We start from the raw sequence: 14,115 nt of genomic DNA on the forward strand, positions 1-14,115 counted from the left end.
GCGGCAGCGCTCAGTCGAAGCGGTAGCTGGCCGTGCCCGTCTGCCCCACACGCAGCCCGCACTCGATGCCCTTCACGATCACCGCGTTCATCGCGAAGGTGATGGCGCCGTCGAGGCGCGCGTCGGCGCGGTAGGTGGCGAGCGTATCGCTCGGCTCGTGGCCTTGCTCGCCGGACGCCGGGTCGACGCTTGGGATGGTGCAGCGCGAGCACGGCTTCACGAGCTTCAGCACCACCTCGCCTTCTGGCGTGTCGAAGCGGATCTCGTCGAGGTGGTCTTCGCCGTAAGCGTCGAGCCCTGAGAGCACGAGGTTGGGCCGGAAGCGGTTCATGCCGACCGGTGCGGCGCCGCGCTTGGCGAGCCGCTCGTTGAGGTCGGCGAGCGACGCGTCGGAGGTCACGAGCACCGGATACCCGTCGCTGAACGCGTTTTCCGCATCGATGTCGCCGGTCCATCGCTTGTTCGACAGCCGCTTCTGCTCGGGGTCGAAACGCGCAAGCCGGCATTTCTGCCCGAGGAAATCGCTGAACCACTGCGCGGCCAGGTCGCCCATGTCGTAGGCGGCGACTTCGTCTTTCCAGACCGTCACACGTGTCGGTGCTTCCACCGCGTCGAGCGCGAGGTGCAGCGCCAGCATGCCGGGGGCGCGCAGCACGAGTTCGGTGTGCTTGAGCGTGGGCACGATGAGCGCCATGCGCGGCAGCTCGCGTTGCGTGAGGAAGCGCCCCTGGGCATCGACCACCATCCACGCGCGGTCGAACTCCAGGCCGGTCTCGATCAGCAGCGCCTCGCGCACGGCGATGCCGGCGCAGCTCTTGATCGGGTGCAGGTACAGCGCCGAGATCGCCAGGTTCAGGTCGCTCACTTGAAGATCCCTTTCAGCTTGTCCTTGAGCTTGTCTTTGGCCACGTCTTCCAGGCGCTGGCTGCTGGCCGCACCGCTGGCTGCGCTGGCGGCCGAGGGCAGGCCGAGCTTGTCGCGCAATCGATCCTTGGCCTGCTGCTCGAGCTTGCCACCCACTTCGGTCTTGAGCGCCTGAGCTGCGATCGCCGACCAGCGGATGCGCCAGTCCATCGCCTCGAACGGGCCGGTGAGGTGCACCGGGATCGTGAGGCCCTTGAGCGCGGCGAGGTCGGCGCCGTCCTGCCCCTTCGACGTGCCGGTGACGGTGGCGCGTGCGGTGTAGTCGATGCGGCCCTTGCCGATGTCGAGCACGCCGTCGCCGCCCAGGCGCAGGAAGGGGCTCTTCATGTCGAGGTCGTTGTTGCTCGCCACGCCTTCGCGGATGGCGAATGTGGCGCTCAGCTCGGAGAAGTCGGTCTTCTCGGTGCGGTTGGCTTTCTGCACCTCGTCGCCGCCCTTGAGGCCGAGCGTGGCGCGGGCCTGGCGCAGGCTCTTGGCGAGGTTCACGCCCTTGATGGCACCGTCACGCAATTGCAGCGCGGCCTTGCCCTGCAGGCGCGACTTGAGTTCGTTGACGCTGCGGCCCGCGCTGTCGACGTCGACCACCACACGCCCCGTGCCTTCGAGGATGTCTTTCTGCGCCACGTCTTTCAGCAGCGCATTCACGTTCACGCCGCTCGCGTTGCCGGCGAGCGCCACGCGGCTCGCGCGCGCATCGGCAAACGCGTTGGCCACGAAGCTGCCGCCCCAGCCCTTGCCCGAGAGCTGGCTCACCCGCAGCATGCCGCCTTCGAGCGTGGCGGCGAACACCAGGTCGCTGAGGCGGTAGGTCTGGTAGGCGAACTGGCCGATCTTGAGGTCGAACTTGCCCTGCAGCGAGCGAAGCGCCGAGAGGTCGACCGGCGTGTCGGCCGCCGTGCTGCCGCCCGATGACGGGCCCGACGCGGCCGGCGCGGTGGCCGAGGGCGGCAGCAGCCGGTTGAGGTCGAGCGAGTCGAAGCGGGCTGCTGCGTTGAGCGTCATCGGCGTGGTCGCGAGGATGGCCTTGCCTTCGCTCGTGTACGGGTTGCCGTTGATCTGGCCCTTGAGCGCCCAGTGGGCCTGCTGGGCCGACGCGTCGGCCGCACCTTGCACGGTGATGGCCAGCGGCTGCAGCGAAGGCTCGTGCAGCTGCAGCTGGGTGTTGAGGCTTTCGAGGGCCACCGCGCCCTTGGCCGGCTGCAGCAGCAAGGTGGCGCGCACGCTGCCTTCCACATTGCGCGGGCCGCTGCGGCCCTTGAGCGTGCTCTCGACGTTGGGCACCACGATGCGCTCGAAGCTGCCGCTCGGCGCGGCGGTCTTGAAGCTCGCGTCGATCGAGGTCGGCCCGGCCAGGCTGAGCTGGCCGCTGAGCGGGCTGCCGGTGAGCGAGTCGCGCTGCACCACCAGCTCGGGCCAGTCGAGGTTGAGGTTCATCGGGTGGCCGCTGCTGGTGCCGCCGAGCTTGATGCGCAACTTGCCGAGCTGCAGGGCCTGGTTGCTCGGGTCGTAGGCAAACGCCTCAACGGTGAGCGACGACTTGACGAGCCGCAGCGTGCCCAGGCCCGCATCACCGGCCAGTTCGACCTTCTCGGCGCGCAGCGTGCCGTGGGCGGTGTCGAAGGCGAGCGTGCCGCGCAACGTGGCGTCGACCGCTTCGGCGCCGGGCAGCTTGCCTTTCCAGGCCAGTGCCATGTTCGACAGCGTCACGCCTTTCTTGGCCAGGTCGAGCTTGAGCTGCGTGCTGCCGTCGAGCTCGCCTTGCACGGCCGGCGCGGTGAGGCCGAGGCGGGCCTTGAGCTTGACGGGCGACTCCACGCCGTCGGCCAGCCGGCCGGTGGTCAGCGAGGCGAGCGAGACCTCGCCTGCGAGCTGGCCCTGCTCGTCGCGCAGGCTCAGTTGCAGGTCTTCGAGCTGGATGCTGCTCACGTCGAAGCGCAGCGGCGAGCTGCTCTTGTCGTCGGCGGGCTCGGGCTTCGGTTCGCCCTGCATGAAGTCGTCGATGTTGGAGCCGCCTTTGGCGTCGCGGTGGTAGGTGAGACGCAGGCCGCGGGCACGCACGCTGTCGACCACCACCTGCTGGCGCAGCAGCGGCAGCACCGCCACCGACAGCGCCGCTTCGTCGAGCTTCAGGAAGTCGTCGGGCCGGTTCTTCTCGGACAGCGTCACGCCCGACACCTGCACCGCCAGCCGCGGAAACACCGCCAGCTTGATCGGCCCGCCGATGGCCAGCGTGCGCTGTCGATGGGTTTTCATCCAGTCGACAGCCAGGCCCTTGTAGGCATTGGGGTCGAAGGTGGCGACGAGGTAGGTCAGCACGGCTGCGATCAGCAGCACGAACACGCCTGCGCCGATCAGCAGCTTGCGCATCCAGGGAGAAGTCATGCGTCGTGGCGTCCCTTGTGGGGATCGTGGGAAAAGTCCCAAAGGCCTTGGAAAGCCAGGGGGAGATGGGGGAAGAAACTGATTCTGCCTCGGGACTCCTGCCACGTTCGCGTCTCTACAATGAAACGCCATGAAACGCTTCGATGTCTGCGTGCTGGGTGCCGGTGTGGTGGGCCAGAGCTTGGCGCTGTCGCTGGCGCGCCAGGGCTTCCAGGTGGCGCTGGTGTCGGCGCCGGCCGAGGCCTCGCGCGTCGACGTGCGGGCCTATGCGCTCAACGCCGCCTCGGTCGAGCTGCTGCGCTCGCTGAAGGTGTGGGATGCATTGCCGCCGCATGCGGCAACGCCGGTGTACGACATGCACATCGAAGGCGATGCGGCCTCGGGCCTGCTCGAGTTCTCGGCCTGGCAGCAGCGCTTCGGCGAGCTGGCGTGGATCGTCGATGCACCGGTGCTCGAGCAGTCGATGGCCGCCGCTGTGCGCTATGCGCCCCATGTGACGCTCGTCTCCGAGAAGGTCGAGGCCACGCTCACTGCGCTGTGCGAAGGCAAGGCCTCGGCCGCGCGCGAGGCGCTCGGCGTGGGCTGGGATCGCCACGACTACGGCCACACCGCCATCGCCGCGCGCCTGCGTGGCGATGCACCGCATGGCAACACCGCGCGCCAATGGTTCCGCCAGCCCGACGTGCTGGCCCTGCTGCCTTTCGACACCCCGCAGCCCGGCCACTCGCATGCGCTGGTGTGGTCGATGCCCGAGGCGCGTGCGCAGGAATTGATGGCCCTCGACGGCCCGGCCTTCGAGCACGCCTTGAATGAAGCCACCGGCGGTGCCTGCGGCACGCTGCACCTGGCCAGCGAGCGCGCGGCCTGGCCGCTGATGCTGGCGCGGGCGCGCAGCTGGTGTGGCCCCGGCTGGGTGCTGCTGGGCGATGCCGCCCACGTGGTGCACCCGCTGGCCGGGCAGGGCCTCAACCTGGGCCTGGCCGACGTGGCCGCGCTCGCCACCGTCATCTCACAACGCGAAGCCTGGCGCGAGCTGGGCGATGCGCGTCTGTTGCGCCGCTACGAGCGGCAGCGCCAGGCGCCCACGATCGCAATGGGCCAGCTCACCGATGGCTTGTTGCGCTTGTTTTCACACGAGCAGCCGGCCCTGCGGGAACTCCGCAACCGTGGCATGACTCTCGTCAACCACCTACCACCGCTGAAACGCTGGCTCGCCTCGCGTGCGCTGGGTTCCTGAAAGAGATTCGTATGTCGATCCGCCACCTGTCCCGTACCACCGCCGCGCTGGCCCTGGGCGCCCTCCTGTCGCACGCCGCCCTGGCCGACGAAGCCGCCATTCGCAAGAACCTTGCCGAGCGCCTACCCAACCTGCCTGCCATCGACGAGGTCAGCAAGACCGCGATCCCCGGCATCTACGAGGTGCGCATCGGCACCGAGATCGTCTACGCCGACGAAAACGGCAACCACGTCTTCCAGGGCAACCTGATCGACACCAAGACGCGCACCAGCCTCACCGAAGCGCGCGTCAACAAGCTCACCGCCATCGACTTCGCGCAGCTGCCGCTGAAAGACGCCATCGTCTGGAAGAACGGCACCGGCGCCCGCAAGATGGCCGTCTTCGCCGACCCCAATTGCGGCTACTGCAAGCGGTTCGAGCAGGACCTGCAGAAGATCAAGGACGTCACCGTCTACACCTTCCTGCTGCCCGTGCTGGGTGGCGATTCGCCGCAGAAGTCGGAAGCCATCTGGTGCTCGAAAGACCAGGCCAAGGCCTGGCTGGCGTGGATGCTCGAAGGCAAGGCGCCGCAGCGCAACATCGGCCAGTGCGCCACGCCGATGGAGCGCAACCTCGAGTTCTCGCGCAAGTACCGCATCAACGGCACGCCGGCCATCATCTTCAGCGATGGCACGCGCATTCCCGGCGCGATCGGCGCCGAGCAGATCGAGAAGCAACTGGTGGCCAGCGCTGCGGCCACCAAGCCGGGCCTGACCACCATGCCCGGCGCGTCGACCACACGTTCGAGCAACTGATCACCGCTCGATGGTCACCTACCGCATCGAGATCGCCGACGCGCACGCCCACCTCTTCGCCGTCACCGTCACCGTGCCGCAGCCGGCGCCCGAGCAGCGCTTCAGCCTGCCGGCGTGGATCCCGGGCAGCTACCTGGTGCGTGAGTTCGCGCGGCACCTCTCGGCGGTGTCGGCGCGGCAGGGTGGCCGTGAGCTGCCCTTGCAGCAGCTCGACAAGGCGACCTGGGTCGCCCGCTGCACCGGCCGTGGGGCGCTCACGCTGACATACAAGGTCTACGCCTTCGACCCCTCGGTGCGGGCGGCCTACCTCGATGCGCAGCGCGTGTTCTTCAACGGCACCGGCGTCTTCGTGCGCGTGCATGGCCGCGAGGCCGAGCCACAGCGCCTCGAACTCAAGGCTTTGCCGAAGGGCTGGAAGGCGGCCACCGCGCTGCCGAGCGTGAAGGTCGATGCGCGGGGCCAAGGCACGTATGAAGCAGCCGACTACGACGAGCTGGTCGACCACCCGGTCGAGCTGGGTGATTTCTGGCGTGGCGAGTTCAAGGCGGCGGGCGTGCCGCACGAGTTCGTCGTCGCCGGGGCCTTGCCCGATTTCGACGGCGAGCGATTGCTTGCGGATGCACGCCGCATCTGCGAGGCGGCCATCGCCTTCTGGCATGGCAAGAAGAAGACCTTCCTCAAGCGCTACGTCTTCCTGCTCAACGCGGTGGACGACGGTTATGGCGGCCTCGAGCACCGCGCCAGCACCGCGCTCATCGCCGCCCGCCGCGACCTGCCGCAGCGCAGCCGCCGCGAAGCGCGGGATCTCTCCGACGGCTACGTCACGCTGCTCGGCCTCATCAGCCACGAGTACTTCCACACCTGGAACGTGAAGCGCCTGCGGCCGAGCGAGTTCACCCGCTACGACTACACGCAGGAGAACTACACCGAGCTGCTGTGGTTCTTCGAAGGCTTCACCTCCTACTACGACGACCTGCTGCTGCTGCGCGCCGGCCTGATCGACGAGCCGCGCTACCTCAAGCTCGTGGCCAAGACGCTCTCGGGCGTGCTGGGCATGCCCGGCCGCCACGTGCAGAGCGTGGCGCAGGCGAGTTTCGACGCCTGGGTGAAGTACTACCGCGCCGACGAGAACACGCCCAACAGCACCATCAGCTACTACACCAAGGGGTCGCTGGTCGCGCTCTCGCTCGACCTCACCCTGCGCCATGAAGGCCGCGGCTCGCTCGACGACGTGATGCGCCTGCTGTGGGCCCGCAGCGGCGGCGGCCCGGTGAGCGAGGGCGACATCGCCGCCGCGCTGGCCGAGGTGGGCGGCCGTTCGTATGAGAAGGAACTGAACGCCTGGGTGCACGGCACCGACGACCCGCCGTGGCGCCTGCAGCTGGCCCGTGCCGCCGTCGAGTGGGGCCAGCAGGCACCCACCGTGGCGCAGCGCCTGGGCCTGCGCGTGTCGGAGAGTGCGCTCACCGGCATCAAGGTCACGCATGTGCTGCGAGGTGGTGCCGGCGAAGCGGCGGGCCTCGCGGCTGGCGACGAGGTGCTGGGGGTCGGCGGCTGGCGCGTGCGCCGCCTCGACGAGCTGCCACGCCTCCTGCCCGAGTGCGGTGCCATGCAACTCCTGATCTCGCGCGACCAGCGCCTGCGCACGCTCGCGCTTTCGTTGCCCCCGGCACCTGAGGCCGGTGCGGTCTCGCTCACCCTGGCCGGCGCCGACAAGACCCCGCCGGCTGCCATGGCGCTGCGGCGCGCATGGCTCACCACCTGACACGCTGGCTCGCCGCGCCCCGTGCGTGGGCGGCGCTGGGGCTGGTGCTGCTGGTGATGTCGGTCCACATCGGCGTGGCCGACTGGATCGGCGAGCAGCTCGTCGCGTTCGAGGCCGCGTCGCCCGCGATGCAGCGCATCGAGGTGGCTTACGTGCGCGAGATGGCGTTCACTGCACCCGCCGCCCGCCCTGTCGCCAAGCCGGCAGCGGTGAAGCGGCGCAGCCCGGCGCCCGAGGCACCGGCACCTGCCGCCTCGGCCCCCGAGACACCTGCCGAGCCAGAGCCGGCGCCGGTGGCCGCCGTGCCAGAGGAGGGCGTGCCGCAGGCGCAGGCCGTCGCCTCGGCCCCGGAGCCGGTCGCCAGCGCCCCCGTTGGCTTCGAATGGCCGGTCTCCACCCGCCTGCGCTACCTGCTCACTGGCAACGTGCGCGGCGAGGTGCATGGCCAGGCGCAGGTCGAGTGGATCCGCGCCGGCCCGCGCTACCAGGTGCACCTCGACGTGCAGGTCGGCCCGAGCTTCGCGCCACTCGCCACGCGCCGCATGAGCAGCGAAGGCGAGCTCACACCCGACGGCCTGCTGCCGCGCCGCTACGAGCAGGAGACGCGGCTCGCGTTCGACCACCCCTACCGCGCGACGCTGCGCTTCGACGGCGGCCGCGTGTGGCTGGCCAACGGCACCCTCGTCGACCACCCGCCGGGCGTGCAAGACACCGCCAGCCAGTTCGTGCAGCTCGCCTACCTCTTCGACCGCGAGCCCGAGCGGCTGCGCGTGGGCGCCACGGTCGAGGTGCTGCTCGCGATGCCGCGCAACGTGTCGGTGTGGGTGTACGACGTGGTGAAGGAGGAGCTGCTCTACACGCCCTTCGGCGAAGTGCCGTCCTACCACTTGAAGCCGCGCCGCGAGCCGCGGGCCGGCGGTGACCTCGTCACCGAGCTCTGGATTGCGCCGCAACTGCGGCATTTGCCGATACGCTTTGTGATCCGCCAGGACGCCGAGAACTTCGTCGACCTGATGCTCGATCGGCGACCCGAGCTGGCCGCCTCCGACCCCTCCACCCGCACCCCGCCATGACTTACCAAAACATCCTCACCGAAACGCGCGGCACCGGCCCGCTGCGCACCGGCCTCATCACGCTGCACCGCCCCAAGCAGCTCAACGCGCTCAACGACACCCTGATGGACGAGCTGGGCGCCGCGCTCAAGGCCTATGACGCCGACGACGGCGTGGGCTGCATCGTCATCACCGGCAGCGAGAAGGCCTTCGCCGCGGGCGCCGACATCGGCGCGATGGCGAAGTGGGGCTACATGGACGTCTACAAGTCCGACTACATCACCCGCAACTGGGAGACGATCCGCAGCATCCGGAAGCCGGTGATCGCCGCGGTGGCCGGCTTCGCGCTCGGCGGCGGCTGCGAGCTGGCGATGATGTGCGACATCGTCATCGCGGCCGACAGCGCCAAGTTCGGCCAGCCCGAGATCAAGCTCGGCATCATTCCCGGTGCCGGCGGTACCCAGCGCCTGCCGCGCGCGGTGGGCAAGGCCAAGGCGATGGACCTCGTGCTCACCGGCCGCATGATGGACGCGGCCGAAGCCGAGCGCGCCGGGCTCGTGTCACGCGTCGTGCCCGCGGCCGAGCTGCTCGACGTGGCGTTCGCCGCCGCGCAGAACATCTGCGAATTCAGCGGCCCGAGCGTGATGATGGCCAAGGAGTGCGTGAACCGCGCCTACGAATCACCGCTGTCCGACGGCGTGATGTTCGAGCGCCGGGTCTTCCATTCGCTCTTCGCCACCGAGGACCAGAAGGAAGGCATGGACGCCTTCGTCAACAAGCGCAAGCCTGAGTTCAAGCAACGCTGAGGCCGCTCAGGCTGAGGTATCGAAGCCCCGCTCAGTAGCTCCGCCCGCCCTTGAACTGCGCCTTGGTCGTGCGTGTCCGCGATGTGGCCTTCTCGATCGCGGCGAACGAGCGGGCCGCATGCGCATGGCACACCGCGAGGCCGAGCGCATCGGCCGCGTCCTTGCCGGGCAGGCCGGGCAGCTTGAGCAGGCGCTTCACCATCTCCTGGATCTGCTCCTTGCGCGCGTGGCCGGCGCCGACGATGGCCTTCTTCATCTGAAGCGCGGTGTACTCCGACACCTCGATGTTGGAAGACACCAGCCCGGTGATCGCCGCGCCGCGCGCCTGCCCGAGCAGCAGCGTGCTCTGCGGGTTGACGTTGACGAACACGATCTCTATCGATGCGCAGGTCGGCTCGTAGCGCGCCGCCACCTCGCGCACGCCCTCATAGATGATCTTGAGGCGGCCGGGGAGGTCGCCCACGGCCGCGGCATCGGTCTTGATGGTGCCGCTGGCCACGTAGTGCAGCGCGCTGCCCTCGACATCGATCACGCCGAAGCCGGTGGTGCGCAGGGCGGGGTCGATGCCGAGGATTCGCATGCGCCCTTTATGCGCCGAAATACCAGCGCAGGGAGTGGAAGAACACCGGGGCCGCAAAACAAAGAGGTGCCACACGGTCCAGCAGCCCGACGGCACCCGTCACCGTGGCGCGGCCACCCCAGTGCCGCACGCCTGCATCGCGCTTGAGCGCCTGCATCACCAGCTCGCCGAGCGTGCCGCAGCCCCCGGCCACGAAGCCGATGAAGATGGCCTGCGGCGCCTTGAAGGGCGTGATCCAGAACAGCAGCCCACCCACCAGCCCCGCGGCCAGTGCGCCCAGCGCCCACGCACGCCACGAGAAGCTGCGGCTGATGTGGCGCGCGGCCGGCAGCGTGCGGATGCGGCGCTTGACGGCGTGCTGCGCGATCTGCGCCGTGACCACCACCACCACCAGGTAGAGCACCAGGAACGCGCCGCGGTCTTCGTAGTTCGGGAACTCGAGCAGCAGCAGGGCCGGCGCGTGGCTCATGCCGTACACGCACACCATCGTGCCCCACTGGATCTTGGCGGTGCGCTCGAGAAAGCGCGTCGCATCGTTGCCGAACACCGCGAGGATGGGCAGCGCCGCGAACGCATAGACCGGGATGAAGACGCTGAAGAGATCGAAGTAGCGACCGCCCGCCAGCCAATACTGCACCGGCAGCACGAAGAAGAAGGCCATCAGCAGCGCGCGGTGGTCGCCGCGGCGGGTGTGGGTGAGGGTGATGAACTCGCGTAGCGCCAGGAACGAGATGATCGCGAACAGCAGCGTCGAGACGACGGCGCCGGTCGCCCACGAGATCCAGAAGAGGACGGTGCCGATCCACAGGGCGCGCAGGTCCCACCACATGGCGTCGGTGGCGTCCTGCTTCTCGGGCGTGGCCTGCAGCGACTTCATGAACGCGGCCGCCGTGGCCAGCGACAGCACGCCGAAGATCAGCACGAACAACAGCCCGATCTGCTGCGAGATGGTGAGGCTTTGCAGCCAGTGGCCGACTTCTTTCATCAGGCCACCTTGTCGAGGGCGATCACCGCGTCGCGCGCGCGAGCGAGAAAGGCCCGCTTGTCCTCACCTGGCTGCAGCTGGATCGGCGCACCGAAGGTCACCGAGCAGAGGATGGGCACCGGCACCACTTCGCCCTTGGGCATGACACGCTGCACGTTGTCGATCCAGGTCGGGATCAGCTGCACGTCGGGGAACTGCTCCGCGAGGTGGAAGAGCCCCGCCTTGAACGCCTGCGGCTCGCCCTTGTTGCCGCGGGTGCCCTCGGGAAAGATCACCAGCGAGTCGCCGTTCTTGAGCGCCTCGACCAGCGGCTCCAGCGGGTCTTCGTCGGCGGTGCGCACGCGGCTCACGTAGACCGCGTTGAAGATCTCGCGGGTGATCCAGTGCTTCAGCTTCGACGAGGTCCAGTAGTCACGGGCGGCGATGGGCCGGGTGACGGCGCGCAGGTCGCGCGGCAACGAGGCCCAGATCAGCACCCAGTCGAAGTGGCTCTGGTGGTTGGCGAAGTAGATGCGCTGCTCGGCCTTGGGCGGGCTGCCGTACCAGTGGCCTTGCGCGCCGGTGATGAGGCGCGCAAGGAAGGCGAGAACGAGGCCTGCCAGTTCGGGCAGCGTCATCTTCAGTGTCTGAAGTGGCGGACGCCAGTCAACACCATGGCGATGCCATGTTCGTTCGCCGCACCGATCACCTCTTCATCGCGCACGCTGCCCCCCGGATGGATCACGCTGGTGGCCCCGGCCTTCACCAGCTCGTCGAGCGTGTCGCGGAACGGGAAGAAGGCATCGCTTGCCACGGCCGAGCCCTTCAGCGACAGGCCCGCGGCTTCGGCCTTGATGCCCGCGATGCGCGCCGAGTCGAGGCGGCTCATCTGGCCGGCACCCACGCCGAGCGTCATGCCGCCGGCGCAGAAGACGATGGCGTTGCTCTTCACGTACTTGGCCACCGTCCAGGCGAAGAGCATGTCTTCGAGCTGCTGCTTCGTCGGCTGCGCCTTCGTCACGACCTTCAGGTCCGACAGCTTCAGCTCATGGTTGTCGGCGCTCTGGATCAGGAGGCCCGAGCCGATGCGCTTCACGTCTTGCGCGTTGCGGCCTTGTTCCCAGGCGGTGGCGCCGCCCTTGGGCAGTGCGATCTGCAGCACGCGCACGTTTTTCTTGGCGGCGAAGATGGCCAGCGCATCGCTCGTGAATGACGGGGCGATCAGCACTTCCATGAACAACTTGGTGGCGTGCTCAGCGGTCGATGCATCCACCTCCGTATTGAAGGCAATGATGCCGCCGAAGGCCGAGGTCGGATCGGTCTTCAAGGCCTTGGCGTAGGCCTCGGCCGCGTTGGCACCGAGGGCCACGCCGCAGGGGTTCGCGTGCTTGACGATCACGCAGGCGGGTGTGTCGAAGCTTTTCACGCACTCCCATGCCGCATCAGCGTCGGCGATGTTGTTGTACGAGAGCTCCTTGCCCTGCAGCTGCTTGCCGGTGACGAGCGAGCCGGGGGCCGGGTGCAGGTCGCGGTAGTACGCGGCCGTCTGGTGCGGGTTCTCGCCGTAGCGCAGGTCCTGCAGCTTGACGAAGCGGCCGTTGCTCTGCGCCGGGTATTCGGCGCGCGAGCCGTCGGCCTGCAGCGAGGAGAGGTAGTCGCTGATGGCCGCGTCGTAGTTCGAGATGCGGTTGAATGCAGCGACCGACAGCGCGAACTTGGTTTCCTTGCTCACGCTCTTGTTCGCCTTCAGCTCGGCGACCACCTGCGCGTATTGCGACGCGTCGGTCAGCACTGCCACGTCCTTCCAGTTCTTCGCCGCCGATCGCACCATCGCCGGGCCGCCGATGTCGATGTTCTCGATCGCGTCTTCGAGCGTGCAGCCGGGCTTGGCGACAGTTGCCTCGAAGGGGTAAAGGTTCACGCAGAGGATGTCGATCGGCGCGATGTTGTGCTTCTGGATCGCGGCCACGTGCTCGGGCAGGTCGCGGCGTGCGAGCAGGCCGCCGTGGATGGTGGGGTGCAGCGTCTTCACGCGGCCGTCGAGCATCTCGGGGAAGCCGGTGTGGTCGGCCACCTCGGTCACGGGCAGGCCGGCGTCGGCCAGCAGCTTGGCGGTGCCGCCGGTCGAGAGCAGCTTCACGCCGAGCGCGTTCAGCTCGCGTGCGAAGTCGAGCACGCCGGTCTTGTCGGAAACGGAAATCAGGGCTTGCATGAGAACGGTCTCTTTTATTTAACGAGCTTGTGGTCGAGCAGCTTGCGCCGCAGCGTGTTGCGGTTGATGCCCAGCCATTCGGCGGCGCGGCTCTGGTTGCCGTCGGCGTGCTTCATCACCACGTCGAGCAGCGGCTTTTCAACCACCTTGAGGATCATGTCGTACATGGCGGTGGGCTCCACGCCGCGCAGGTCCTTGAAATAGGCCTCCAGGCTGTCGCGCACGCATTCTTCTATGTGCTTCTTGCTCATGACAGCACCCCGCTCGCCGAATACGTCGAGCGACCCTCCGAGAGGGTCGGGCCTTGCTTGGGGCGGCCCGGCGCTGCGGCCCGAATGTTGTTTGTCTTCTTGTAGCTCATGCTTCTTGTTCGATGAGGATGTCGTCTGCTGCGTGGCTCGTGGCTGGCAGTCGCTGATGGGTGTCGGCCAACTGGTCGAACCAGTCGGTCACGGCGCGGACCTGCGTGTCGCAGGTTTCCAGCTTGTTCATGAAGGCGCGGAAGTCTTCGCCGCCTGGCAAGGCGCGCACGGCCCAGCCAATGTGCTTGCGGGCGGTGCGCACGCCCGTGTATTCACCGTACAGGTCGTAGTGCTCGTGCAGGTGCTCGAGCAGCCACTGCTTGGCCTGCTGCACCTCGGGGGCGGGCAGGTGCTCGCCGGTGGCGAGGAAGTGCGCGATCTCGCGGAAGATCCATGGCCGGCCTTGGGCGGCGCGGCCGATCATGATGGCGTCGGCGCCGGTGGCGGCGAGCACCTCGCGCGCTTTCTCGGGGCTGTCGATGTCGCCGTTGGCGACGACCGGGATGCTCAGCGCTGCCTTCACGGCGGCGATGGTGTCGTACTCGGCGTGGCCGCCGTAGCCTTGCTCGCGGGTGCGGCCGTGCACCGTGACCATCGCGACGCCCACCGATTCGGCCACGCGCGCCAGCCGCACCGCATTGCGCTCGGCCTGGCACCACCCGGTGCGCATCTTCAGCGTGACGGGCACCTTGTGCGGGGCACAGGCCGCGACCACGGCGTCGATGATCGCGGTGGCGAGCGGCTCGTCCTGCATCAGCGCCGAGCCGGCCCATTTGGTGCACACCTTCTTGGCCGGGCAGCCCATGTTGATGTCGATGATCTGGGCGCCGCGGTCGATGTTGTAGGCGGCGGCCTCGGCCATCATCTGCGGCTCGGTGCCGGCGATCTGCACCGCAATCGGCGCCACTTCGCCGTCATGGTTGGCGCGGCGCGAGGTCTTGAGGCTGTTCCACAAGTCTTTGCGCGAGGTCACCATCTCGCTCACCGCGTAGCCCGCACCCAGCCGTTTGCACAGCTGCCGGAACGGCCGGTCGGTCACGCCGGCCATCGGCGCGGCGAACAGATTGTTCGCGAGGGAGATGTGGCCGATCTGCATG

The 14,115-nt window shown here is 68.4% G+C and carries 13 protein-coding genes; 5 read left to right on the plus strand and 8 right to left on the minus strand.

All coding sequences use genetic code 11. From position 1 onward, the window contains the following. Nucleotides 1-10: 10 nt before the first annotated feature. Nucleotides 11-865, minus strand: a complete 855-nt coding sequence (locus tag KF892_21290) for an MOSC N-terminal beta barrel domain-containing protein (GenBank protein MBX3627558.1) — start codon at nucleotides 863-865, stop codon at nucleotides 11-13. Beyond that, nucleotides 862-3,306: an AsmA family protein gene (locus KF892_21295; protein MBX3627559.1), complete on the minus strand. Its 2,445-nt coding sequence runs from the start codon at nucleotides 3,304-3,306 to the stop codon at nucleotides 862-864. Before KF892_21295 ends, KF892_21290 begins: the two co-directional genes overlap by 4 nt. Nucleotides 3,307-3,436: 130 nt before the next feature. Between KF892_21295 and KF892_21300 the strand changes: the two genes are divergently transcribed. Genes KF892_21300 through KF892_21320 form a run of 5 tightly spaced genes read left to right on the plus strand, consistent with a single transcriptional unit; the run spans nucleotide 3,437 to nucleotide 8,960 of the window. Beyond that, nucleotides 3,437-4,543, plus strand: a complete 1,107-nt coding sequence (locus tag KF892_21300; protein ID MBX3627560.1) for an FAD-dependent monooxygenase — start codon at nucleotides 3,437-3,439, stop codon at nucleotides 4,541-4,543. 11 nt (nucleotides 4,544-4,554) lie between these two features. After that, entirely contained in the window at nucleotides 4,555-5,337 is a 783-nt protein-coding gene (locus KF892_21305) for a DsbC family protein (GenBank protein ID MBX3627561.1), read from the plus strand. A gap of 10 nt (nucleotides 5,338-5,347) precedes the next feature. Then, on the plus strand, nucleotides 5,348-7,102 hold the full coding sequence (locus tag KF892_21310; protein ID MBX3627562.1) for a M61 family metallopeptidase: 1,755 nt from the start codon (nucleotides 5,348-5,350) through the stop codon (nucleotides 7,100-7,102). Continuing rightward, entirely contained in the window at nucleotides 7,087-8,175 is a 1,089-nt protein-coding gene (locus tag KF892_21315; GenBank protein ID MBX3627563.1) for a DUF3108 domain-containing protein, read from the plus strand. The genes KF892_21310 and KF892_21315 overlap by 16 nt, the downstream gene beginning before the upstream one ends. Further along, entirely contained in the window at nucleotides 8,172-8,960 is a 789-nt protein-coding gene (locus KF892_21320; protein MBX3627564.1) for an enoyl-CoA hydratase, read from the plus strand. Before KF892_21315 ends, KF892_21320 begins: the two co-directional genes overlap by 4 nt. Before the next feature lie 31 nt (nucleotides 8,961-8,991). Here KF892_21320 and ruvC read toward each other — a convergent pair whose 3' ends face one another. The 6 genes from ruvC to dusB form a co-directional block, all read right to left on the minus strand. Next, on the minus strand, nucleotides 8,992-9,540 hold the full coding sequence (gene ruvC / locus KF892_21325) for a crossover junction endodeoxyribonuclease RuvC (GenBank protein MBX3627565.1): 549 nt from the start codon (nucleotides 9,538-9,540) through the stop codon (nucleotides 8,992-8,994). A 7-nt stretch (nucleotides 9,541-9,547) separates the two neighbouring features. Beyond that, on the minus strand, nucleotides 9,548-10,525 hold the full coding sequence (locus tag KF892_21330) for a phosphatidate cytidylyltransferase (protein ID MBX3627566.1): 978 nt from the start codon (nucleotides 10,523-10,525) through the stop codon (nucleotides 9,548-9,550). Further along, on the minus strand, nucleotides 10,525-11,142 hold the full coding sequence (locus tag KF892_21335) for a 1-acyl-sn-glycerol-3-phosphate acyltransferase (protein ID MBX3627567.1): 618 nt from the start codon (nucleotides 11,140-11,142) through the stop codon (nucleotides 10,525-10,527). Before KF892_21335 ends, KF892_21330 begins: the two co-directional genes overlap by 1 nt. A 2-nt stretch (nucleotides 11,143-11,144) precedes the next feature. Beyond that, nucleotides 11,145-12,716, minus strand: coding sequence for a bifunctional phosphoribosylaminoimidazolecarboxamide formyltransferase/IMP cyclohydrolase (gene purH / locus KF892_21340; GenBank protein MBX3627568.1), 1,572 nt, complete (start codon nucleotides 12,714-12,716; stop codon nucleotides 11,145-11,147). A 14-nt stretch (nucleotides 12,717-12,730) separates the two neighbouring features. Further along, nucleotides 12,731-12,967, minus strand: coding sequence for a Fis family transcriptional regulator (locus KF892_21345; GenBank protein MBX3627569.1), 237 nt, complete (start codon nucleotides 12,965-12,967; stop codon nucleotides 12,731-12,733). 106 nt (nucleotides 12,968-13,073) lie between these two features. Further along, nucleotides 13,074-14,114 carry a tRNA dihydrouridine synthase DusB gene (dusB, locus tag KF892_21350; protein ID MBX3627570.1) on the minus strand — a complete coding sequence of 347 codons (1,041 nt, stop codon included), beginning with the start codon at nucleotides 14,112-14,114 and terminating at the stop codon, nucleotides 13,074-13,076. Between the last annotated feature and the right edge of the window lies 1 nt (nucleotide 14,115).

Origin of the sequence: Rhizobacter sp., assembly GCA_019635355.1 — a bacterium.
Lineage (GTDB): Bacteria > Pseudomonadota > Gammaproteobacteria > Burkholderiales > Burkholderiaceae_C > Rhizobacter.